21 protein-coding genes and 1 pseudogene are annotated in these 20937 nt (G+C 64.1%); 9 read left to right on the forward strand and 13 right to left on the reverse strand.

All coding sequences use genetic code 11. The features are described 5' to 3' along the window. The first annotated feature begins 4 nt into the window (after window positions 1-4). From ACH488_RS06505 to fdxA, 6 genes are read left to right on the forward strand one after another with little or no spacing between them, the layout of a single operon-like run. Window positions 5-1264 (forward strand): CaiB/BaiF CoA transferase family protein, encoded by a 1260-nt coding sequence (locus tag ACH488_RS06505; protein WP_397323304.1) that lies wholly within the window; start codon window positions 5-7, stop codon window positions 1262-1264. Further along, complete coding sequence (locus tag ACH488_RS06510) at window positions 1261-2067, forward strand: enoyl-CoA hydratase-related protein (protein ID WP_397323023.1); 807 nt, start codon at window positions 1261-1263, stop codon at window positions 2065-2067. Before ACH488_RS06505 ends, ACH488_RS06510 begins: the two co-directional genes overlap by 4 nt. A gap of 49 nt (window positions 2068-2116) precedes the next feature. After that, the gene (locus ACH488_RS06515) at window positions 2117-3064 is read left to right on the forward strand and encodes a dihydrodipicolinate synthase family protein (RefSeq protein WP_397323024.1); all 948 of its coding nucleotides are present in this window, start codon (window positions 2117-2119) and stop codon (window positions 3062-3064) included. Beyond that, complete coding sequence (locus ACH488_RS06520) at window positions 3064-3876, forward strand: SDR family oxidoreductase (protein ID WP_397323025.1); 813 nt, start codon at window positions 3064-3066, stop codon at window positions 3874-3876. Before ACH488_RS06515 ends, ACH488_RS06520 begins: the two co-directional genes overlap by 1 nt. 23 nt (window positions 3877-3899) lie before the next feature. Beyond that, window positions 3900-5375, forward strand: a complete 1476-nt coding sequence (locus ACH488_RS06525) for an aldehyde dehydrogenase family protein (RefSeq protein ID WP_397323027.1) — start codon at window positions 3900-3902, stop codon at window positions 5373-5375. 6 nt (window positions 5376-5381) lie between these two features. Beyond that, on the forward strand, window positions 5382-5690 hold the full coding sequence (gene fdxA / locus ACH488_RS06530; RefSeq protein ID WP_397323028.1) for a ferredoxin: 309 nt from the start codon (window positions 5382-5384) through the stop codon (window positions 5688-5690). 67 nt (window positions 5691-5757) lie between these two features. Here the strand turns inward: fdxA and ACH488_RS06535 are convergent, their stop codons facing one another. After that, a complete protein-coding gene (locus tag ACH488_RS06535) occupies window positions 5758-6501 on the reverse strand; it encodes a response regulator transcription factor (protein WP_397323029.1) in 744 nt (247 codons plus the stop codon). 101 nt (window positions 6502-6602) lie between these two features. Here ACH488_RS06535 and ACH488_RS06540 point away from each other — a divergent pair, with 101 nt between their 5' ends. Then, window positions 6603-8273 (forward strand): sensor histidine kinase, encoded by a 1671-nt coding sequence (locus tag ACH488_RS06540; RefSeq protein ID WP_397323030.1) that lies wholly within the window; start codon window positions 6603-6605, stop codon window positions 8271-8273. 18 nt (window positions 8274-8291) lie between these two features. Here the strand turns inward: ACH488_RS06540 and ACH488_RS06545 are convergent, their stop codons facing one another. The 3 genes from ACH488_RS06545 to ACH488_RS06555 form a co-directional block, all read right to left on the reverse strand. After that, window positions 8292-8537 carry a PLDc N-terminal domain-containing protein gene (locus tag ACH488_RS06545; RefSeq protein WP_397323031.1) on the reverse strand — a complete coding sequence of 82 codons (246 nt, stop codon included), beginning with the start codon at window positions 8535-8537 and terminating at the stop codon, window positions 8292-8294. Window positions 8538-8570: 33 nt separating this feature from the next. After that, window positions 8571-9779, reverse strand: coding sequence for a restriction endonuclease (locus ACH488_RS06550; protein ID WP_397323032.1), 1209 nt, complete (start codon window positions 9777-9779; stop codon window positions 8571-8573). Window positions 9780-9876: 97 nt separating this feature from the next. Next, the gene (locus ACH488_RS06555; RefSeq protein WP_397323034.1) at window positions 9877-12105 is read right to left on the reverse strand and encodes an McrB family protein; all 2229 of its coding nucleotides are present in this window, start codon (window positions 12103-12105) and stop codon (window positions 9877-9879) included. 76 nt (window positions 12106-12181) lie between these two features. On the opposite strand from ACH488_RS06555, the gene ACH488_RS06560 reads away from it, so the two are divergent. Both ACH488_RS06560 and ACH488_RS06565 read left to right on the forward strand, forming a co-directional pair. Further along, window positions 12182-12373 carry a chorismate mutase gene (locus ACH488_RS06560; RefSeq protein ID WP_397323035.1) on the forward strand — a complete coding sequence of 64 codons (192 nt, stop codon included), beginning with the start codon at window positions 12182-12184 and terminating at the stop codon, window positions 12371-12373. Between the two features lie 185 nt (window positions 12374-12558). Beyond that, window positions 12559-12726 (forward strand): annotated as a pseudogene (locus tag ACH488_RS06565) (M23 family metallopeptidase); the annotation flags it as partial. A 146-nt stretch (window positions 12727-12872) separates the two neighbouring features. Here ACH488_RS06565 and ACH488_RS06570 read toward each other — a convergent pair. The 9 genes from ACH488_RS06570 to ACH488_RS06610 form a co-directional block, all read right to left on the reverse strand. Continuing rightward, the gene (locus ACH488_RS06570) at window positions 12873-13172 is read right to left on the reverse strand and encodes a hypothetical protein (protein ID WP_397323324.1); all 300 of its coding nucleotides are present in this window, start codon (window positions 13170-13172) and stop codon (window positions 12873-12875) included. Between the two features lie 186 nt (window positions 13173-13358). Beyond that, window positions 13359-13961 carry a DUF1349 domain-containing protein gene (locus ACH488_RS06575; protein WP_397323036.1) on the reverse strand — a complete coding sequence of 201 codons (603 nt, stop codon included), beginning with the start codon at window positions 13959-13961 and terminating at the stop codon, window positions 13359-13361. 133 nt (window positions 13962-14094) lie between these two features. Continuing rightward, window positions 14095-14718 carry a hypothetical protein gene (locus tag ACH488_RS06580; protein WP_397323037.1) on the reverse strand — a complete coding sequence of 208 codons (624 nt, stop codon included), beginning with the start codon at window positions 14716-14718 and terminating at the stop codon, window positions 14095-14097. A 274-nt stretch (window positions 14719-14992) separates the two neighbouring features. Then, the gene (locus tag ACH488_RS06585) at window positions 14993-15241 is read right to left on the reverse strand and encodes a hypothetical protein (protein WP_397323038.1); all 249 of its coding nucleotides are present in this window, start codon (window positions 15239-15241) and stop codon (window positions 14993-14995) included. Window positions 15242-15473: 232 nt separating this feature from the next. Further along, window positions 15474-15689 carry a hypothetical protein gene (locus ACH488_RS06590; RefSeq protein ID WP_397323039.1) on the reverse strand — a complete coding sequence of 72 codons (216 nt, stop codon included), beginning with the start codon at window positions 15687-15689 and terminating at the stop codon, window positions 15474-15476. Window positions 15690-15719: 30 nt separating this feature from the next. After that, window positions 15720-16694: a UDP-glucose 4-epimerase GalE gene (gene galE / locus ACH488_RS06595; RefSeq protein ID WP_397323040.1), complete on the reverse strand. Its 975-nt coding sequence runs from the start codon at window positions 16692-16694 to the stop codon at window positions 15720-15722. Window positions 16695-16696: 2 nt separating this feature from the next. Continuing rightward, entirely contained in the window at window positions 16697-17692 is a 996-nt protein-coding gene (locus tag ACH488_RS06600) for an aldose 1-epimerase family protein (RefSeq protein WP_397323041.1), read from the reverse strand. Between the two features lies 1 nt (window position 17693). Next, a complete protein-coding gene (locus tag ACH488_RS06605) occupies window positions 17694-19463 on the reverse strand; it encodes a beta-galactosidase (protein WP_397323042.1) in 1770 nt (589 codons plus the stop codon). A gap of 72 nt (window positions 19464-19535) precedes the next feature. After that, on the reverse strand, window positions 19536-20891 hold the full coding sequence (locus ACH488_RS06610) for an ABC transporter substrate-binding protein (RefSeq protein ID WP_397323043.1): 1356 nt from the start codon (window positions 20889-20891) through the stop codon (window positions 19536-19538). Window positions 20892-20937 lie beyond the last annotated feature (46 nt).

The raw sequence follows: 20937 nt of genomic DNA on the forward strand, positions 1-20937 counted from the left end.
CCTCATGACAGTTGAACAAGCCGAAACCGCTGAAAAGACTGAAAGCACGACGGCGGCCCGCGCCGCAGCGGCCCCGGCACCAGTGCCGCTCCCGCTGGACGGCATCAAGATCGTGGATTTCACGCAGGTGTTCATGGGACCGTCGGCAACCCAGCTGTTGGGCGACTACGGCGCTGACATCATCAAGGTGGAACGCCCCGGAGCCGGTGACATCTCGCGCAACTCCTTCCCGGACCAGGACGGCCAGGACAACCCCATCTTCCTGTCCATCAACCGGAACAAGCGCAGCGTCTCCGTGGACACCCGCACCGACGAAGGCCGCGAAGTGCTCCACCGGCTCATGGCCGACGCGGACGTGGTGGTCAGCAACTTCCGCTCCGGCGTCATGGAACGCATGGGATTCGGCTACGAGGACCTCAAGGCAAAGAACCCGGGCATCATCTGGGCCTCCGGAACCGGCTTCGGCCCCGAAGGCCCCTACTCGCACAAGGGAGGACAGGACGCGATCGCGCAGGCCTACTCGGGCGTGATGTGGCGGCGCGAGTCCGAGGACACCAAACCGGCGATCTACCCCACCACCCTGTGCGACTACATCACGGGCATGCACCTCATGCAGGGCATCCTGCTGGCGCTGCGCACCCGCGAAGCCACAGGCACAGGCCAAAAGGTGGAAGTGACCATGTACGACTCCATGCTGCACCTGCAAATGCAGGAAGCGTGCATGCAGCTCAACCGCGGATACGAGGTCAACTGGGGTGCCATGCCGCTGAGCGGAGTCTTCGAGACCACCGACGGTGCCGTGTGCATGGTGGGCGGCTTCACCCCCGATCCCCTGGCCCGCATCTCCGAGGCCCTGGAACTCGACGAGGACCTCACCGAACGGCCCGGCTTCGCCACACTGGATCAGCAGTTCAAGAACAAGCCCGCGCTGCAGGCCATCTTCCGTGAGCACTTCGCCACGAACACCACCGAATACTGGACCTCAAAGCTGGAGGACCAAGGACTGCTTAACGCTCCGGTCCACACGTTGGAGCAGGCCCTTGCCGATGCCCAGACCGAGGCCAACGGCATGATCGTCGAGGCCGAACACCCCTCCGTGGGAACCGTACGGATGCTCAACGCACCCATCCGGCTCTCGGCCACTCCCCCGTCCATCCGCCGCACTGCACCGCGATTGGGCGAGCACAACGTGGAGGTCCTGTTGGAGAACGGCTTCGACCAGGACACCATCGAACGGTTGCAGCAGTTGGGAGTCCTCCGATGAGCGTTGTCGCTGAAGAGCGAGTGGACACCGTCACCCTGGCCATCAACGACGGCGTCGCGACAGTCACCATCGACCGGCAACACGTCCTCAACGCCGTGGACGGGACCACCCATGCCCGGCTCAACGAGATCTGGGACCAGGTGGAGGCAGATCCCTCCGTACGGGCAGTGGTGGTGACCGGTGCCGGCACCCGCGCCTTCTGCGTTGGTGCTGACATGTCGGCCGACGCCGTGGACAAAACCGGCCTGGAGTACTGGGCCGGCCTGGATCCCAACGGCTTCGGCGGACTGAGCCTCCGCACCACCCTGGATGTCCCCGTCATTGCCCGCGTCAACGGCTACGCCCTGGGCGGCGGCATGGAAATCGTCCTCGGCGCGGACATAGTGGTGGCCGCCTCCAGCGCGAAGTTCGGCTTGACCGAGCCTCGCGTCGGGCGGTTGGCGCTCGACGGCGGCATCCACCAGTTGGTCAGGCGGGTCCCGTACACGCAGGCCATGGGGATGCTGTTGACCGGCCGCAAAGCCGACGCCACAGAAATGCAGTCCATGGGTCTGGTCAACGAGGTAGTCCCAGCAGAAGAACTCGACGACGCCGTGCAGCGCTGGGTAGACCAGATCGTGGCCTGCGCCCCCACCTCCGTCCGGGCCGTAAAGCAGATGGTCACCCAGACGTCGCACCTTACTGCCAAGGAAGCCCGCGGGCTCCGCCTGCCGGCCCTCATGGCGGCCCTGGACAGCGAAGATTCAGCCGAGGGGGTCAGGGCTTTCCAGGAGAAACGCCCTCCGGTGTGGCCGGGACGCTAGAGCGTCCCTGCGCCTCCCCAAACCCGTCCCGCACTGAAAGGAACCAACCATGCCGCAGTCCCCTGCGCCCAAAAACAGCCTCCGGACCAGTCTTCCAGGCGGGGTTTGGGGCGTCGTCGCCACCCCCTTCCAAGGCAGCACCCTGGACGTGGACCTGGACAGCCTCGCCGAACTCGTGGAACACTACCAGGCCATCGGAGCTACCGGGCTCACCGTACTCGGGGTCTTCGGCGAAGCAGCCGCACTGACCCCGGAGGAACGGCGCGACGTCCTGGAAACCGTCGTCGAAAGCACCACGCTTCCCCTGGTGGTCGGCGTCACCGCGCTCGCCACCAGGCCCGCCATCGAGGAAGTCCTCGCCGCCCAGGACGCCGCCGGCCACCGCCTCGCGGCCGTCATGGTCCAGGCCAACGCGGCACGCCCGGAAACCGTCATTGCCCATCTGGACGCCATCCACCGAGCCACAGGCGCCCAGGTTGTCCTGCAGGATTATCCGCTGGCCAGCGGGGTCAGCATCTCCACTGCGGCGTTGGCCACGGTGGTCAACGCCTGCAGCTACGTCATCGCCGTCAAAGCCGAGGCCCCGCCCACCAGCGTCGCCATCGCGGAGCTGAGTGCCGCCGTCGAGGTTTCCATCTTTGGTGGGCTCGGCGGGCAAGGGCTCCTGGACGAACTCGTGTCCGGTGCCGCAGGTGCCATGACGGGCTTCTCCTACCCCGAGGCACTCATCGCGTGCGTCCGGGCCTGGCAAGCGGACGGCTACGAGGCCGCACAGCATGAACTGCTGCCCTACCTGCCGCTGATCAACTTCGAGCAGCAAGCCAGGGTGGCATTGGCCATCCGTAAGGAATGCTTCCGCGAGCGCGGACTCATCAAGGACTCCGGTGTCCGGGCCCCAGCGGCCGGATTCCCCGAAGTGCTGCGCCCTTCCATGCACGTCCACCTGGAGGAAGCCGCTGCCGCGCTGGGCTCCCGGACAACTGTTGGGAGCATCTGATGGACCTGGGAATCGCAGGAAAGACCGCATTGGTCGCGGCTTCCACGGGAGGCCTCGGCTTGGCCGTGGCCCGCGCACTCGCCGCCGAGGGGGTCCGGGTGGCAGTGGTTGGACGCCGGCGGGACAGGGCCAAGGAGATCGTTGCCGAACTCCAGGCCGCCTACGGCACGGGGGTCCTGGGCAGCGCAGGCTTCGACGCCGTTGCTGTCGAGGCGGACCTCGGCACGGAGGAGGGCATCGAGTCGGCCGTGGACCAAACCGTAGCGAACCTTGGGCCGATCGACATCCTGGTGCTCAACGGCCCCGGTCCCAAGCCCGGCGCGGCCGCCACCCTCAGTTCCGAGGAGATGGCCGCGGCCTTCGACCTCCTGGTCAAACCGCACCACGCCCTGGTCTCGCGGGTCCTGCCCGGGATGCGGGAGCGCCGCTGGGGCCGCATCCTCGCGATCGGTTCCAGTGGGGTCACAGCTCCGCTGCCTAACCTCGCGGTCTCCAACACCGGGCGGGCGGCCCTGGCGGGCTACCTCAAGACCCTCGCAGCCGAAGTGGCGTTGGACGAGGTCACCGTGAACCTGCTCCTGCCGGGCCGGATCGCCACGGACCGCGTCACCCAACTGGACCAAGCGGCCGCGAAACGCCGGGGCACCACGCTCGAGGACATCCAACTCGAGTCCCGGAAAACCATCCCGGCCCGCCGTTATGGAGAACCCGCCGAGTTCGGTGCCGCAGCCGCCTTCCTATGCAGCGCACCGGCGTCGTACATCACCGGAGTCGCACTCAGGTGCGACGGCGGCCTGATCCGAAGCCTCTGAATCCCCCACTTAAAGGACTTGTCATGACCTCCACCACCCTGGAACCCAACGTCACCGCCCGTGAAACCGCCGCTGCCCAGCACCTCATCAACGGCCAATGGCTCGGCGAAGCCACCACGGAACGGATGAACCCGGCACGCCCCGGCGAACTCGCGGCCCTCTCCCCGAGCGGTACGGCCGAGGACGTGGACGCCGCCATTACCGCCGCAGCCGCCGCCCAGCCCGCTTGGGCGGCTCTGCCCGCACCTTCGCGTGGCGCCATCCTGATCGCCGCCGGCAACCTGCTGATCGAGCGCCAGGCCGCCATTGCCGAGGACCTGGTCCGCGAAGAAGGCAAGACCCTGGCTGAGGCCAAGGGCGAGGTGAAGCGTGCCTCGGACGTGTTGCGCTTCTTCGGCTCCCTCGGATGGGCCGCCACCGGGGAAGTACTGCCGAGCGGACTTCCGGACACCACCATCACCACCCGCCGGGAACCGCTGGGAGTCGTGGGCCTCATTACTCCGTGGAATTTCCCCATCGCCATCCCGGCGTGGAAGACCGCCCCGGCCTTGATCAGCGGCAACACTGTGGTGATCAAGCCCGCCGAACTCACGCCCCTATCCGCGACGCATCTGGCCCGGGCGCTGCAGGACGCCGGGCTGCCTGCCGGCGTGTTCAACGTCGTCCACGGCAAGGGCCGCGTTGTGGGTGACGCCCTGGCACGTGATCCGCGCATCGCCGGGCTGTCCTTCACCGGCTCCACCAACGTTGGCTTGGCCCTGCAGGAAATCCTCAACGCCCGCCGTGCCCGTGTGCAGCTGGAGATGGGTGGCAAGAACGGCGTCCTGGTGTTGGACGACGCCGATCCCCGCAAAGCAGCCCAAGTGGTCGCTGCAGGTGCCTTCGGGCTCACGGGCCAAGCCTGCACGGCGACTTCCCGTGTCTACGTGACGCCCGGCATCAGGGCGGCGTTCCTTGATGCTCTCGTGGAAGAGGCCGCCGCGTACAGCACCGGTGACGGGCTCGCGGACGGAACCCGGATGGGCGCCGTGGTGAGCCGGCAGCAATTCGAGCAGGACCAGGCAGCGGTGCGTACCGCCGTCGAACGCGGCGCGGCGCTCCTGCACGGACAGTACGACGGCGATCCATCCGGCGCGTTGTTCTTCCCGGCGGCGGTCCTCACCGACCTTCCGTTCGACGACGCCGCGGTGACCGAGGAAATCTTCGGCCCGGTGGTTGCCGTGCTGGAAGTCCCCGACTACGAGGCCGGACTGGCAGCCATCAACGACTCCCGCTACGGACTGACTGCAGGTATCTGCACCGACTCGCTGGCTTTGGCCACCGACTTCGCTGCCCGCGCGCAGGCCGGTGTGGTCAAGGTCAACCGTCCCACGGCCGGCCTGGACCTCAACGTGCCGTTCGGCGGCGTCAAGGACTCCTCCACCAACACGTTCCGCGAACAAGGACGCTCCGCGCTGGACTTCTTCACGTGGGGCAAGACCGTCTACACGGGCGTGTAGCAAGCCATGAGCTATGTGATCGCGCAGCCCTGCGTGGATGTGAAAGACAAGGCCTGCATCAACGAGTGCCCTGTGGATTGCATCTACGAGGGCGCGCGTTCCCTCTACATCCATCCGTCCGAATGCGTGGACTGCGGTGCCTGCGATCCCGTGTGCCCTGTCGAGGCCATCTACTTCTCCGAGGATGTCCCGGACGAGTGGGCTGACTATGTGCGGGCCAACGCGGAGTTCTTCGACGACGGCCCGGGTCTAAGCCGGCCGGACTCGGACCACCCTGTGATCTCCGCAGAACCCCTCCGCCTCCCCGCCTTCTGAACCAAGTAGGGGACAGTAAACGTCGCTACGACTGGCCGTAGCGACGTTTACTGTCCCCCAGTTGGGCTTAGTTGTTCTGGGCAGCGGGGGCCAGGCGGTAGCCCACGCCGCGGACTGTTTCCAGCCAGCGGGGGCTCTGAATGCTGTCGCCCAACTTCTTGCGCAGGTTGCCCATGTGCACTTCCACGGCGCGCTCATCCGCGTCACTGACGTAACTGCCGACGTCGTAAGGCTCGTTCCGCAGGCGACGGGCGAGGTCCGCCTTGGTCCGCACAATCCGCCCGGTTTCCAGCAGCGCAACCAGGAGGTCGAATTCCGTGCGCGTCAGCTTCAACTCCGTGCCGTTCAGGACGGCGGTGCGGGAGCCCGCGGAAACGGCCAGTCCGTTGTGGCTCACCTCGGGATCCGCCGCTTCCGCAGCGGCCTTGGAGTCCGACGACGACCGCGGCCTGCGCATCATGGCCTCCACCCGGGCGCGCAGCTCGCGGGGCCGGAACGGCTTGGTGAGGTAATCGTCGCCACCGGCTTCGAGGCCCATGAGGGTGTCAAGCTCCTCGGCCCGGGCAGTCAGCATGATGATGTACGCATCCGAGGTTTTCCGGATCTGCCGGGCAACCTCAAAACCATCGATGTCCGGAAGGCCGAGATCAAGGGTAATAACGTCAGGGTTGAGTTCCCGGGCAGAGGAGACACCGGCCGATCCCGTGGAGGCAACGTGGACATCAAACCCGGCCTGCGAAAGAACCACACGTACCAATTCGCGTATATCCTGGTCGTCCTCGATAACCAGCCCCACACGTACTTCACTCATCGCTGCCCCTCAGCCCCCTTCGATAACCCTTCGAAGTATAACCATTATGGTTAGGCTGATCTCATGAACAGACTTTCTTCCGCCTCCCCGCGGGTTGCGCCATGACCAACCCGACCATCTGGGATTTGGGCGAAAAGAAAAATCTGCTGGTCTTTCGGCGTTCGTTCCACGAGCACACCCTGCGCATGCGCGTCATCCTGAGCCAACTGCCTCTCTCGGTATGCGTCTGCCTCTCCGCGATTCTGGTGTGGCTGTTCTTCCCCGCCACCCTGGAAAACCCGCTCTTTCTGGTGTTCCTGCTCAGCCAGGCGCTGCTGTTGGGCCTCTGCATCGCCGTTCCGTGGCACAAACTGCCCTTCCCGAGTTTCCTGGCCATCCCCATCCTGGACATGGTGTCCATTGGTTTTGGGCGTGAAGGAGGCCAGGACGCCCTCACCGGACTCAGCGTCCTGGTGGTCCTGCCAGTCATCTGGCTCTGTGCGTCCGGCTTGTACCCGAGGCTGGCCATAGCGCTGTCCCTCCTGGGCCCCTTGGCCATCGTGTGGGTACCGCTTTTCCTGCGGGACACCGTCACAGAGCAGAGCCTCACCAAGCCCCTCCTCTTCCCCATCCTGGTCGTGGGCATCGGGGTGTCCGTCAGTGTGCTCACGCTGAGCATGATGCGGCAGCAAAGAGCCTTGGAGGAGAAGGATGAAGAGCTCAAGGAAGCGCTGGACGCCAGCACCAAGCAGGAGCGCCTCCTGAACACCGTCATGGAAGCCCTCCCCTTGGGAGTCGTTGCCGTGGACGGGAATGGCCACGACATTCTCATGAACCGCCGCCAGCGCCAGAGTCACAGCCTCGCGACGCCGCCGGACAACCCGGATCCCAACGAGTCCGAGCTTTTGGTGTTCGATACGGACCGGACCACTCCCCTGCCTGCGGACCAGCGCCCCGTACGCCGGGCTGTCTTGGGCGAACGGTTCACTGACCAGCTCGTGTGGCTGGGCAGCGGGACGGACCAGCGCGCGTTCACGGCAAGCGCCAGGCCCATGGTGGATGACGACGGAAAGTTCGCCGGCTCCGTGGTGGTGTTCAATGACGTCACCGAACTGGTCAACGCCCTGGCAGCCAAGGACGACTTCGTAGCCAACGTGTCCCACGAGTTCCGGACGCCTCTGACCTCCATCCTGGGCTACGTGGAATTGATCCTGGACGATCCCCACGGCCTCGATCCGAAGTACCGGATGCAGCTGGACATCGTCCGGCGTAACGCCGAGCGGCTCCTCACCCTCGTCTCGGACCTGCTGGCCGTGCGGTCCGGCCAGATTGCCATCCAGCCCCACACCGTGGACGTGGTGGAACTGGTCCGCAGCAGCGTTACTTCAGCCGAACCCCGCGCCGCGAAGGCGGGCATCCGGCTGTCCATGGACGTGCCTCCCGTCCTGGAAGCCCGCGTGGATTCCTCCCGGATGTCGCAGGTGCTGGACAATCTGGTCTCCAACGCCATCAAGTACTCCCCCGACGGCGGCGATGTGGTGGTAGCCGCCTGGGAAGACCAGGATTATGTCTTCTGCAGGGTCTCGGACACGGGCATGGGCATGACCGAAGAGGAGGCGTCCGAGGTCTTCACCAAGTTCTTCCGGGCAGGCGGAGTCCGCAACAGTGCCATTCCCGGCGTGGGGTTGGGTCTTCCCATCAGCAAGGCGATCGTGGAAGCCCACGGGGGCAGCATAGAACTGGAAAGCGAACCGGGACGCGGAACCACCTTTACGGTCAGGGTTCCCGCGTAGCCGCGGCCCCCGACGGCCTTAGCGCTTGGCCGTCACCGCACCGGAATCACGACGGCGGCCGAAGAGGAAGTAGCTCACGGGACCAAAGAAGTTGATGAAGGACGCTGCACGCCACAGCACCTTCTTGCCCCTGATCTGCGCATCCGGGGTCTTGGCCAAACTGCGTTGCGCGGCGATCAACAACGTCAGGTTCACCGCACCGCTGATCATCAGCATCACGCGTTGGCCAGTGCTCATGTCTCGCCAAGATTTCTTGCGGGCCATCATGCCTCCATCCGGGAACGTGTACTTCTCAGGCTAGTCTTCGGCTCCGCGGCCCGCCACAGCCTGCCGCACTACTTCACCCCAGGACTGCTCGGCGAGGTCCTTGATGGCGGCCAGGATGTCCTGCGGCGGCAGGGAAAGGTCCAGCGGGTACTCCACAATATCGATGTCCGTATTGAGGATCCGCCGCAGCTTCATCTCCCCTTGCCCGGCATACACGAGCCACGCAGTGGGAACCCGCAAGGCCGTGCAGTAGGCCAGCAGTTGGTAGTGATCGGCGTTGAGCGAGGCGCCTGCGTCACCTGCCGCCGTGTATTTGGAGTCGTAAACCACCACGGGACGTCCGCCCAGGAAATGTGCGGCATCAGGCCTGACGGTCAGACGATCGGTGTCCCGGACGGCTTCGTTGAGCAAGGCCCCGTATTGCAGGCGCATCTCTCCCGGGTGGGAACTCATGGCCTGGCGCAGGGCCGTGCCCACGAAGTTCTCGAACACTTTGGCCATGTCCACCACGAAGGACGCTGTTTGCTGCTTGCCCTCTCCTGCCTCGGCGGAGGCGTTGCGCAGGATCACTTCGGCCAGGCGAAGCACCGCGTGGTACCGCAGGTTCATCCTGCTAGCCTTCCACGGCGGCAGGGGCGCGCCGGCCTGGAGGCGGGTGACGGCGTCGAGCTTTCCCTTGAGCTGCCGCAGGCGGCTCTGGACGTCGGCGCGGACGCCGGGCACCTTGGTCATGCGCTCCAGCGCGGCGCGGAGGATGCGGTTCTCGGCGATGTCCTCGGTGAACTCGTCGTAGGAGACTTCCAACGGGACCAGCATGCCGGGGCGGCGCGAGATCTGGTCCGAAATCCGGATCCGGCCCTTCACGGTGCGCAATGATTCGTCCACGGTCAGGTATCCCTGGAGGACCCCGCGGCTCAAGGCACGGTCGGCCAACTGTGCCAGGGATTCGGCGAGCGCACTCCACAGGTCCGGGTGCTCCACCGCTTCCACCGAGTGGTCGCCAAAGCCTTGGTCGCCGGCGTAGCTCAGCAGGAAAAGGAGCCGGTTCAAGCCCAGGCGGTCCTTGGGCCGCACCTCCAGCTGAACTGTCGAGGTGCGCACGGAGCCCACCTTGCCGGCCGGTTCGATCCGGTAGAGCCCCATGCCCATGGGCGAGGTCTTGGCCAGGCCGCTGGCGTTGATGAACGCTGCCGACTCGGGATCCAGTTTGTCCACCACGCCGCGCGACAGTTCGTCCATGACGATGTGCCGTGGCCCGGTCAGCCTGCCCTGGCCCCGTTTCGCCACGGCCGCCGCAGCGCTCGAAGGCGGCCGCCCCGGGCGGGGTGGGATGGCCTTAGCGGGCCGCAAGTCGTCCCAGCAACTGGTCCAGGCCGAAGCGCTCTTCCAGCTGAGCGCGGTTCAGTTGGCCGTGGTAGTGCTCCTCAAGGAGGGGCATGAGCTCGTACTTCCAGATCCTGCGCAGGCCCGTGGGGTTCTGGGCAGCGTTCTTCATGAAGTAGGACGGCCCGATCATGAGGTCCCGGTCCCAGTCGTCGATGGCCTCGTTGAGGGCGTCCAGGAGGTCCGCGTTGAGGGTGTCCAGCCCGCGGGCTTCGAGGAAACGGCGCAGGGAGCCCTTGACCGGTTCCACGTTGGGGTGGAGCTCAATGAACGCAAAACGGCGGCGGATGGCCGCATCCATCATGGCGATGGAGCGGTCCGCGGTGTTCATGGTGCCGATGATGTACAGGTTGTCCGGCAAGCTGAAGGGCTCGTTGGGGCTGTACTGCAGGTAGATGCGATCGTCCCGGTACTCGAGCAGGAAGTACAGCTCGCCGAACACCTTGGCCAGGTTGGCCCGGTTCATTTCATCAATGATGAGGAAGTACGGCTTGTGGGAGTTCTCCGGTTTGGCGGCTTCTTCGGCCAGCCTCCGCAGCGGCCCGGCCACGAGCTTGAACGACACCTGGCCGTCGTCGGTCTTGTCCGGGCGGTAGCCCTCAAAGAAATCCTCATACGCGTACGACGGGTGGAACTGCACCAGCTTCACACGTTCGTCCGTGCTGTCTCCGGCGAGCTCAGCGGCAAGGTGCTTGGCCAGGTACGTCTTGCCAGTGCCGGGCGGACCATAGAGGACCAGTTGGCGGTTCTCTTCCAGGAGTTCGGCGATTTCCTTGAGCGGCTCGAGGTCCATGTGCAGCGAAGCAGCGAACTCTTCCGTCAAGGGCCGGAAACCCTGCTGCACGACCTCGACGGTGGCAGTGGGGGGCGCTTCATCCTCGCCATCGGTTTCGGCTTCCACAGGGAGCAGTTCCTGGAGTGCCTGGATCACCCTGGTGACGTCCACAATGATGCCTGGGGTGGACAGCTGCCGCTGGGCGTGGCGCGGCAATTCGGTGATGGCGTAGCTGTCGTCGAACCAACGGACCTTGCGGCGGATCCGGCGGTTGTCCTCATCCGGTTCACCAAGGACCACCCCAACGCGCACGCGGCCGCCGTTCTGGTAGAGGGTAAGGTCGCCGGGCTTCATGACGGTGAGGAAGGCGAAGACGGCGGTCTTGGTATCCTCGCGCTCTACGTAGCCAAGGTGCTTGCAATCTTCGTCGACGGCATGCTGGACCACGCCGGCGGTGACTCCGGCGTCCAAGGAACGGAGGTGTTCCACGTCCAGCGTGGCCTTTTCTTCGCCGAGCCATCCGGCGAGGAGGTCGGCATTGTCGTGGTGCGTGCGCAGGAGCCACGACCGGCGGCCCGGGTCGCCCACCTTGCGCCACTGGCTCACGAGCTGGCGGGAGTACCAGTCGATCCGCTGACCGGCCTGCTCATCCAGGTGGAGCCGGATGCGGTGGATGTCCGCAGTGATGTCTTCCTCGGTGTCGCCGTCGGCCCCGCCCACCAACGATGCGAACGCGTCACGGATTTCCCGGCGCTCCACGTCGGCCACCACGGGCTCGAAGTAACTGGGCCAGACGAGGTACTCGATGCTGCGCCGGAGGGCGGGCTGGTCCTGGGGTGTTCCGACGGCCAGCTCGTGGAACTTCAGGGGATCGGACAGGGCCTCGCTGATGGTCTCCGTGCTTTGGCTGTCCACGTGCTCCACGAAGCGGCACAGCCACACCAGGTGATCCCAAATGGTCCAGTTGAACTCAGCCGTGCGGTCCCGGATCACGCCGTGGTCCGTCATGCCCTCATAGAGCTCTTCGGGCAGCGCGACTGCAGGCTCCACCCACGAGGCGGCCTCGGCAACACGCGCGCGCTTGACCCGGAGCGACTTGACCTCGTGGGCCAAGGGCAACGACTGCAGGAACAGCAACTCGACCGCCAGCAGCTTGGCCTCGCGGGAAGCGCCCTCGAGGTTCTGCCGCAGGTTGGTCATCATGGGCGCCTTGGAATCCGCCACTCCCCGTTCGAGCCGCTCCAGCAGTTCGCGGGCCGCATCCGCCGTCCACGTCAGCGTCCGCCCATCCAAGGCTGACGGTCTGCCTTGGAGGGCCGGACTGAGCACGTACCACGCCGCGTCCTCGATCTCCTTGGAGATTCCGGGGGCGCGGTCAATGGCAGGCATCACGGAGGGGGTCACCATGCCAACTTACCTTGTTTGCTTTAAGTCGGCATCTGGATATCCACAGGCCCTCAGCAGAGTTGACCGACTGACGAGTATGGGAATTGAGAGCATTCGAGCTGAGATTGACGAGTTGGACCGGCAGATCGTTGGGTTGGTTGCCCGGCGGCAGCAATGGGTGGTGGAGGCCGGCAAGCTCAAGGCGAATCGCGCCGCAATGGCGGCCTTTGGGGAGCAACCGCGGGCAACATGTCCCGGCGCCCGGCACGGCAAGATCCCGGGAGCTTGATGTCTCCGCTGGTGACCCTGCGTCCGAGCTCACCCTTCGGGTCACGCACCAGTCCGATCACGGGCGACATCGGAGAATTTCATACAGGACAGGACTACGCCGCGGCCTGTGGCACGCCGGTGCATTCTGCAAATGAAGGAACCGTGCGCGAGGTTGGCTGGCATCCCTGAGGCGGAGGAAACCGGGTGGAAATAGACCACGGCAACGGCCTGGTCACCACCTACAACCACCTGCAGTCCGTCGCAGTGCGCAAGGGAGAAGCCGTCTCAACTGCTGACGTTGTGGGGCTCGTTGGCTCCACGGGCTCGTCCACCGGTTGCCATCTGCATTTCGAAACCGTTCTGAACGGCACGTTGACAGATCCAGCCGGGTGGAGTCTGATCGCGCTGACACTCCAGACTTCTGTTAGTGCTCTGCGGCTGATCAGCTTCGAACCGCAAACAGGTACGACGCCGGCATGGAACCAGCCGCAATGGTCGCTGAGTACCGCGCTGGTAAATCAACAGACGCCAGTTGCCGCACTTGGGACTCGGCCGCCGGCACCAGCACCCGCTTCGCTGGCCACAGAGGCACTGGCACCGCTCGCACCGCCGACCACACCGCCTGCGTCTGTTCCGACGTCACCTGTTCCGACGTCACCGCCAACAACGCCGCCAACCACCGCACCCCCAACCGCCACCCCGGTTGCGCCGGTAACGCCAACGGCACCGCCAACCACGGAACCGCAAACCACCACGATTTCCCCCACCGCCGCCCCGGTTGCGCCGGTAACGCCAACAGCGCCGGATGTGCCAATCACAGCACCCACTGCTCCACCAACTGCGGAACCGGAACCCGTCGCACCGCCGCCAGCCCCGCCTGTTTCAGAACCGGCTAGTCCGCCTGCTGTAGAGCCGATTTCTCCAACCGTTCCACGGACGGAGCCTGCCGAGCCTACTACCGCGCCAGTCCCGACTGCATCCGCGGTTGCGGTGCCGTCGGCGAACTAGCTGCCGTCGCGCAGGTTCTCGGGTGGTGTCTCCGAGAATTCGATGCTGTCGAATCGTGCTTCACAACTGTCGCCCATGGGTGCCTGCGACATGAACCCAACACGGATTGCTTTGTCCGTGTCCAGCCGGAACAGACGGACAAAGGACCAGTCCTGCCCGTCCTTTGACGAGTGGAAAGCCCAGGCGGGACCCACCCGACTGGCCCGCAAGTAGACCCAGAGGCCGGTCACCACCGGACCGTTCGAATCGTCCGAGTAGGCGTTGGTCACCACGCTGACCACCATGGCTTCCCCTTGCGGGGAGTATTCGAAGCAGAGCTTGGCCCAGTGGTCGTTGTCCGCCCACAAGGCCAGCACACCGGCGTCGAACGTTGTACGCGGCGAGGCAACCATAACTCTTGCCGACAGCGAGAAGGACGTGGGTGCCGTGAATGCCAGGGCTGAGGCCCGGTGCTGCTGTTCTCCCCCAAGCGAATCGTTGGACCAATCGACGCCGGGTGCGGCCGTAAGCGTAAGTGTTCCCTCAGCTTCGTCGTAGCTTGCGTGGCTGGGCGATGACGTCCACTCAACGGGCGGAAGTCCAGCTATTTCGGGAATCAATACGTGCTCCTTCACTCGTCAGACAGGACATTTCTCTGCAACTTTTGCACACTCAACCCTCGCAGCAACGCTGAGATATGGGGCTGGACGCAAAATGGTCCAGCTCCACCAAGGAGCCGGACCAACAACGCGACTATTCGAACAGCGACAACGTCAGGTTGGCGGTGTAATCGCCGGGCGCGACCGTGGCAGGCGTACGCAGGAACAGACCTGCGGTGGCTGTCCACTGACCTTCCGGCGCAATGGCCGCAGAGTCAAGGGCCAGCGCGAGCAACTCTTTGTCCACCAAACCCACTGCGTTCGGACCGGAATCCATGACCGTCTCGACGACGTCGCCCTCGGCCACCTGGCCGGATTCACCGCCGTCGATCAATGACGGCGACCATCCCAGGTGGCCGGCACCGATTGCGGGCTGCCCTGTGGCTCCGGCGAAGTCCGTGGACGACCCAATGACGTACCAGCCGGCGCCAGCCGGGATCTGATCAGGCAGGCGGGTATCAGTCACGGTTACTGTCGGCAGCGAGCCGGTGAACTGGCGGACGGTCGGCGTGGAGCCGGTTTCAGTCAGCGTTGTGGTGGTGCCTGCCACGCTCATGGCCAGGATTCCGGGCTCGTCGATCTGGGCAATCGCGACATTCACATCGACGTCCTGGTCGCCATGGTTTTCTTCAGCCATGGCGGCTCCGGCCACGCCTGCCAGCAGGGCAGTGCCTGCGGCCGCTGCCGAGATTCTCGCGATCAAATTCGCTTTGCTCATCGTTTTGCTCCTTGGTACGGGGGATGCGGGAGATTCATATCCAAGTGTCGGTAAAGGAAAACGCCAAGGGCGGACTCCGTGCTCGTAATACGGAATCCAGTTCGGCGGAACTTCACCCTCCCTCGCCCGAAAAGTCGGTTGCCTCGAGGTTGGGTAAGCAAGCTGGTCGACGCGCGGCTGTGCGCATTCAAGCAGCAGGTGCGGGCAAATCCATGCATCCATTATCTGGAATGTTTACGTAAACTTATACGCATTTAGGCCATTCGACAAGAGCCTAAGCACGCTTCCGTTGGATGGCGGGGCGCTCCCGACCGACGAGCAGGAGGGCCATGCCGGTCCCTCCGCAGAGCCCCGCAGCAATGAGGGCTCCCATGGGGTCGATGCCGGTGGTGGGGAGTCCGCCGGTACCGCACTGACCGCCGCATTGAGCTCGTGGCGCAATCTCAACGTTCAGCTGGATATCGGAGCCGTTGATCTCCGAGGCCCAACTCGGCGTGAAGCCGAGTGCGAAACTAAAAGCCACAAGGACGCATGACAACAGGATCCTGGCCGATTCCGCCGAGCGAAAGCGGACAAATCTTCGGCGGACCCTCGTGGAGCGGGCTTTGCTTCGCACGCTTGGCCGCACGGCCAAGCGGGGGACCGTTCCACTAGTCGTCACTCTTTAATCCATCCGCTGAGAATGCTGCATGTTCACGTGAACATGCAGCAGGTTTACGTAAACACAACCGCGATTACGCCCCGATGTCAAGGGCTCAGGCGTCCTGCTTCTCATAGGTGTAGCCGTAGGGCACGTCCGGTGAGAGTTCCACCGTGTAGGACGCATAGTCCAGCCGCGTGACCAGGATCCCGCAGCGGCCCTCAACGCGCGCACGCTGCTCCGCGGCCTGGATGGCGACGTTGAGGTTGTTCTCCATGGTGGACTTGCTGGTGGCGGTGATGGTGGCCAAAAGTTCAGGCGCCTCGATCATGATGTTCCTTCGAAATAGTGCGTTGCAGTGCTAATGGGTGGATAACGTCTGGTTCCCGGCTGCCGCCCAGGCGCTGGCGATCATGTCCCGGAGCGTATGCCTCGGTTCCCAAGCGATGTCGCGGCGTGCCAGTTCGCCGGAAGCGACGATCCGGGCAGGATCGCCGGGCCGGCCTGCGCAAATTTGTGGAGCAAACTGAATCCCGGTCACAGAGGCCATTTCAGTCATGATCTGGCGAACTGATACCCCGGTACCGCTGCCCAGGTTGTAGACCGGCTCCAGGTCAACGCCCTCTTGGAGTTTCCGGGCGGCTTCCACGTGGGCCGCGGCCACATCAGCAACGTGGACGTAGTCCCTGACGCAGCTGCCGTCCGGCGTGGCGTATGCCGTACCAAAGATCTTTGGCGTTGCGCCATCCTTCAACGCTTGGAAGACCAGGGGGAACAGGTTGTGCGGGCTGACATCCACCACGTCAGGGATCCCGGATCCCACCACATTGAAGTACCGGAGCGACGTATGCCGCAGCCCCGTTGCCCGCGATTGGTCTGCGATGAGCCACTCACCAATGAGCTTGGATTCGCCGTAGGGAGATTCCGGCCTCGTTGGCGTGGATTCGGTCACCAAATCCACGTCGGTGTTCCCGTACACGGCGGCACTGGAGGAAAAGACGATCGCCCTCACAGAGGCCGCTTCCATGGCAGCCAAAAGGTTTCCCGTACCGGTCACGTTCTGGAAGTAGGTGTGAAGCGGCCATTCAACCGATACCCCGGCGTACTTGAATCCCGCCAAGTGGATTACGCCTGATACGTCGTGACGTTCGAATACTTCTTTGAGGAATTCGGTATCCAGCAGTGATCCCTGCTCGAATGTTGCGCCGTCCTGAATGAATCCGCGCTTGCCGCTGGACAGGTCATCGATGACAACCACATCGTGGCCGTCGTCCATGAGTGCTTGGGCTACGTGGGAGCCGATGTAGCCGGCTCCTCCTGTTACTAGCCATGCCATGGTCAGTTCTCTCCTCTGTGGTGGTTGCCCTCTGCGCGATGGATCCGGTGTGAAATACCCCAGGTTGAGGTCCATTCCTCCCCCGGTTCAAGCCAGCGCAAGCCGGCCCCGGAGTTGAACGCGTTGGGCAGCGCCGTCATGGGTTCCACCGCTACCGCGGTCCGATGCCCTCCTGCTGGATAGCTCGTGGTGGTGTACACCTGCGCGTACTGGTAGTTGGCATCGCCCCAGACCTCCACGGCGTCTCCGTTGGGCGCCTCCAGGAGGTGTCGGTACATTCCGTCCGGCGCCGGGGTGAGATCCAGGAATGCTGTGTCCAGTTGCAGCCAGCCCACCTTGGGTCCTGCGGACAGATCCATGGGTGTCCCGGAGACGGGGGCCGTGCCCACGGGATTCAGACGCTCATCCACCACCACATAGGAGGCAGCGTTGATGGTCAGGGAAACGTCCTGCATGGGCGTAGCCCCAACCCGCACGTACGGGTGTGAACCAATGGCCGCTGGGGCGGGCGCGGCTGACTTGTTGGTCAGCGCGTGGGTGACCGTCAGCCCCTGCGGGGATACCGAATACGTGGTCTGCACGTCCACAGCGAACGGATAGCCTTCGCTCGGGTAGATCCGAACCTGCAGCGTCAGCTCGCTGCCGGACCGGTGAACCAGCGTGTGGGGACGGAGCTTGACCAGACCATGAATCGCGTTGCCGCGCTCGGGTTCGCTGATGGCCAGCTGGAGGTCTTTCCCGTCATGGGACCAGCGCCCATCCCGGACCCTGTTGGGCCAAGGAATGAGGATCTCGCCCTCACAATGTTTGGGGAGACCGAACTCGGGAAACTCCTCGATCAACGGCTCGCCGTCCACTGTGAGGCTGCGAATGGTGCCGCCGAGCTCAGTGATGACTGCCGAGACCACGTGGCCATCCGTCCCCGGTTCCGCGGAAATCCGGAACTGCCGGCCGGTCGGCGCGGCAATTCCTGTCCTTGTTGCTTGAGTCAGTGGCATCTCAGAACTCCGTGTGGCCCAGATCGTGGCTGGCCACGAAGGAAACGGTGCTGCGGGTGGCTGCTTGGAGTTCGAGCACGGTGATGGTGTTGCCGTGCTTCCGCAGGAGGGAGCCTGGAACGTAAAGCGTGGCCTGCGGTCCTCGGGACCAGTACCGTCCTAGGCAGAAGCCGTTGACCCACACCACTCCTTTGGTCCAGCCCTTGGTGGAAAGGAAGGTATCGCCACCGCCGGGGAGGTCAAAAGTCCCATGGGCAAAGACCGGCCCGGACACCGGCATGTCAGGAAGGGAGGGTTGTTCCTCCAACGCCTCTGAGAGCGGGATTACGTCGTCGAGTTCCAAGGGAAGGATGTCCCAGTTCCAGAAAGTTTCTCCGTTGATCCGGGCATTCCCGATCAGACCCTTCGACTCCCCCAAACGGGGACCGTAGTTCACGCGTCCTTGGTCCTCCACGAGGATTTCCAGAGTGCCAACCGCGTCATGGGGCAGCGCCAGGGACCTTTCATGGTGATCCCGGGAGAGGATTCCCACCGGCACCCTGTTCAGAAAGACCTGCGCCCTGTCACGTACTTCGTCGAACTCCAGCACAGAAGGACCGGACACTTCGATTCCTCTGCGGTAGAGAGTGAAACCGGAGTAGTGGCCCAGCTCGTCGTGGGAGCGGATTCCCTCGTGCGAGGTCCACTTCCCGAGCCGGTCCAGGCAATCCCACAGCGGCAGTGATTGCGTCAGATTTACGGACAGTACCGAGCCAAGCTGGGGCGGTGCAGGAACGTCGTCGTCGTCGAGGTGTGTGTATTTGGAAATGACCTCTCGGAAGGCCCAGTACTTCGGCGTCGGGTTTCCGGCTTCGTCCAACGGGGCGTCATAGTCGTAGCTGGTGACGATCGGCTGGTAGACGCCTTTGTCATTTGCGCCGTTGGTGAATCCAAAGTTGGTGCCGCCGTGGAACATATAGATGTTCACTGATGCGCCAAGCTCCAGCAGCACCTCCAGATCGTTGGCGGACTGCTCCACGGTGGTGGTGTGGTGGTGGGCGCCCCAGTGATCGAACCAGCCCACCCAGAATTCAGAGCACATGAGGGGCCCGGTGAGTTGGTGGCGGCGAAGTGTTTCAAGCCGCTCTGCTGAACGGGAACCGAACGAGCCTGTTTTGTGCAGTTCCGGCAGGCTGCCGTTGGCCAGCATGTCGTCCTGGGGCTGGTCAACCGTGGTGAACGGGACGGTCAGACCAATTTCACGGTTGACCTTCACGAGCTTCTCCAGATAGAACCGGTCGGCACCGTAAGCCCCGTATTCGTTCTCGATCTGGATCAGGATGATCGGGCCGCCGGCATCTATCTGACGCGGAACCAGGATGGGCGCGAGTTGCTCGAGATACTCGGTGAGGGCTGCCATGTAAACGGGATCATCGGCTCGGATGGCCGCAGCGCCGCGGTCAAACAGCCAGGCGGGAAGGCCCCCGTTGTCCCACTCCGCACAAATATATGGCCCAGGGCGAACAATCGCGTGCATCCCTTCGGCGGCCACCAGGTCCAGGAAGCGTCCTAGATCCAAGCCATCCGAGGTGTCGAAAACCTCCGGGGATGGAGCGTGGGCGTTCCACGGAACGTAAGTCTCGATGGTGTTGAGCCCCATTTGCCGGGCCTTCCGGATACGATCCGCCCACTGATCCGGATGGACGCGGAAGTAGTGCAAAGCGCCGGAGAGAATCCGATGGGGCTGACCGTCGAGCATGAAGTCCTGCTCGCCGATGGTGAAGGTTGGCATAGGGGAAATCCAATCTGGAATGGTGGAGCGGGGTCCAGGGCCCAGGGGGTGACCCTGGACCCGCGCCACGTCTTACTTGGTGGTAACGGTGAAGCCTTGCTGCTGGCCGTACTTGGCCGTGGCGTCCTGCCAGGCTTTGAGGCCAACATTTAGATCGCCCTTGGAACCGTAGGCCTGGCCAACGGTGTCGCTGTAGATGCTGTTGGCGTAGGTCTGGAACGGAAGGTAGCTCCAACCCGGAACCACGTCCTTGGAAGCCTGAACCAGGACCTCGTTGATCTTCTGGCCGCCGAAGTAGGCGTTTTCAGCGTTCAGGAACGATTCGCTCTCAAGATCAGCCTTGGTGGAGGGGAAGCCACCGTTAGCAGCGTGGATCTTGGATCCTTCAGGGCCGTTGGCGAACTGGAGGAAGCCGTAAGCTGCAGCTTTGTTCTTGCTCTGCTTCAGTACGGCGTCGCCACCGCCACCGTTCTCAGCCGTTGCTGCTGCGCCCTTCTCGTAGGTCGGCATTGGGGCTACCCGCCACTGACCGCTGGCGCCTGCCGCACCCGATTCGAGGTTTGCGGGCATCCATGCGCCGATGATCAGCGTGGCGATGCTTCCGTCCGAGAGGCCCTTGTACCATTCGTCGCTCCAGCTGGTGACGGGCGAGAGGAGATCGTTCTTGAGCAGCTGGTTCCAGGTGCCGGTCCACTTCTTGGCGCCTTCATCCTGGAGATCAACGGCTACTTTGGTGCTTCCGTCCAGCGTGTAGGGCTTGCCGCCGGCCTGCCAGATCATGCTGGTGGTGAAACCGGCATCGCCGGTGTCACTGGTGATGTATGCCTTGGGATCCGCAGCGTGGAGCTTCTTGCCGGCTTCAACGTACTCATCCCACGTGGTGGGGATGCTGATGCCGTGCTTTTCGAAGACGTCCGCACGGTAGAACATGGCCATGGGGCCGGAGTCCTGCGGGAGGGCGTAAACGCCACCGTTGAGGTTCACGGACCCCCATGTGGACTCGGTGTAGTTGTCCTTGAGTTCCTCGGCGCCGAATTCCTTCAGGTCCACCAAAGCGTCGGACAGCGCGAACTGGGGCAGGGCGTTGTATTCGATCTGTGCAACGTCCGGAGCACCGCTTCCGGCCTTAACCGCGTTCTGCAGCTTGGTGTAGTGGGCGTTGCCCGTTCCCACGTTCTCCAGGTTGACGTGGACCTTGGGGTACTTGGCCTCGAAGGCCTCTACGATCGGCTCGAGCTGCGGAGCCCAGCCCCACACCGTGAGGGTGGTCTCCGTGTCCAGCGCCTTGGCGATGTCCTCGGCACTGGCGCCTTCGGCCCCGGCGTTTGCGGTGGTTCCGGAGCTGCTGCAGGCGGAGAGGCCGCCTACCAGGAGGCTGGCCGCCAGGGCGGCAGTGGCCACCCGCCGGAAGCGATGGTTGTTCTTCATTGAATGAGTGCCTTTCAGATGCGATGTGGGAGATGCACGACGGCGG

Origin of the sequence: Paenarthrobacter sp. NPDC018779, assembly GCF_044391085.1 — a bacterium.
Taxonomy (GTDB): Bacteria; Actinomycetota; Actinomycetes; order Actinomycetales; family Micrococcaceae; genus Arthrobacter.

Excerpts from the sequence above, each read along its gene's own strand:
- ACH488_RS06505 (WP_397323304.1), top strand. The coding sequence starts at position 5 with ATGACAGTTGAACAAGCCGAAACCGCTGAAAAGACTGAAAGCACGACG.
- ACH488_RS06510 (WP_397323023.1), top strand. The coding sequence starts at position 1,261 with ATGAGCGTTGTCGCTGAAGAGCGAGTGGACACCGTCACCCTGGCCATC.
- ACH488_RS06515 (WP_397323024.1), top strand. The coding sequence starts at position 2,117 with ATGCCGCAGTCCCCTGCGCCCAAAAACAGCCTCCGGACCAGTCTTCCA.
- ACH488_RS06520 (WP_397323025.1), top strand. The coding sequence starts at position 3,064 with ATGGACCTGGGAATCGCAGGAAAGACCGCATTGGTCGCGGCTTCCACG.
- ACH488_RS06525 (WP_397323027.1), top strand. The coding sequence starts at position 3,900 with ATGACCTCCACCACCCTGGAACCCAACGTCACCGCCCGTGAAACCGCC.
- fdxA (WP_397323028.1), top strand. The coding sequence starts at position 5,382 with ATGAGCTATGTGATCGCGCAGCCCTGCGTGGATGTGAAAGACAAGGCC.
- ACH488_RS06535 (WP_397323029.1), bottom strand. The coding sequence starts at position 6,501 with ATGAGTGAAGTACGTGTGGGGCTGGTTATCGAGGACGACCAGGATATA.
- ACH488_RS06540 (WP_397323030.1), top strand. The coding sequence starts at position 6,603 with ATGACCAACCCGACCATCTGGGATTTGGGCGAAAAGAAAAATCTGCTG.
- ACH488_RS06545 (WP_397323031.1), bottom strand. The coding sequence starts at position 8,537 with ATGGCCCGCAAGAAATCTTGGCGAGACATGAGCACTGGCCAACGCGTG.
- ACH488_RS06550 (WP_397323032.1), bottom strand. The coding sequence starts at position 9,779 with ATGGACGAACTGTCGCGCGGCGTGGTGGACAAACTGGATCCCGAGTCG.
- ACH488_RS06555 (WP_397323034.1), bottom strand. The coding sequence starts at position 12,105 with ATGGTGACCCCCTCCGTGATGCCTGCCATTGACCGCGCCCCCGGAATC.
- ACH488_RS06560 (WP_397323035.1), top strand. The coding sequence starts at position 12,182 with ATGGGAATTGAGAGCATTCGAGCTGAGATTGACGAGTTGGACCGGCAG.
- ACH488_RS06580 (WP_397323037.1), bottom strand. The coding sequence starts at position 14,718 with ATGAGCAAAGCGAATTTGATCGCGAGAATCTCGGCAGCGGCCGCAGGC.
- ACH488_RS06590 (WP_397323039.1), bottom strand. The coding sequence starts at position 15,689 with ATGATCGAGGCGCCTGAACTTTTGGCCACCATCACCGCCACCAGCAAG.
- galE (WP_397323040.1), bottom strand. The coding sequence starts at position 16,694 with ATGGCATGGCTAGTAACAGGAGGAGCCGGCTACATCGGCTCCCACGTA.
- ACH488_RS06600 (WP_397323041.1), bottom strand. The coding sequence starts at position 17,692 with ATGCCACTGACTCAAGCAACAAGGACAGGAATTGCCGCGCCGACCGGC.
- ACH488_RS06605 (WP_397323042.1), bottom strand. The coding sequence starts at position 19,463 with ATGCCAACCTTCACCATCGGCGAGCAGGACTTCATGCTCGACGGTCAG.
- ACH488_RS06610 (WP_397323043.1), bottom strand. The coding sequence starts at position 20,891 with ATGAAGAACAACCATCGCTTCCGGCGGGTGGCCACTGCCGCCCTGGCG.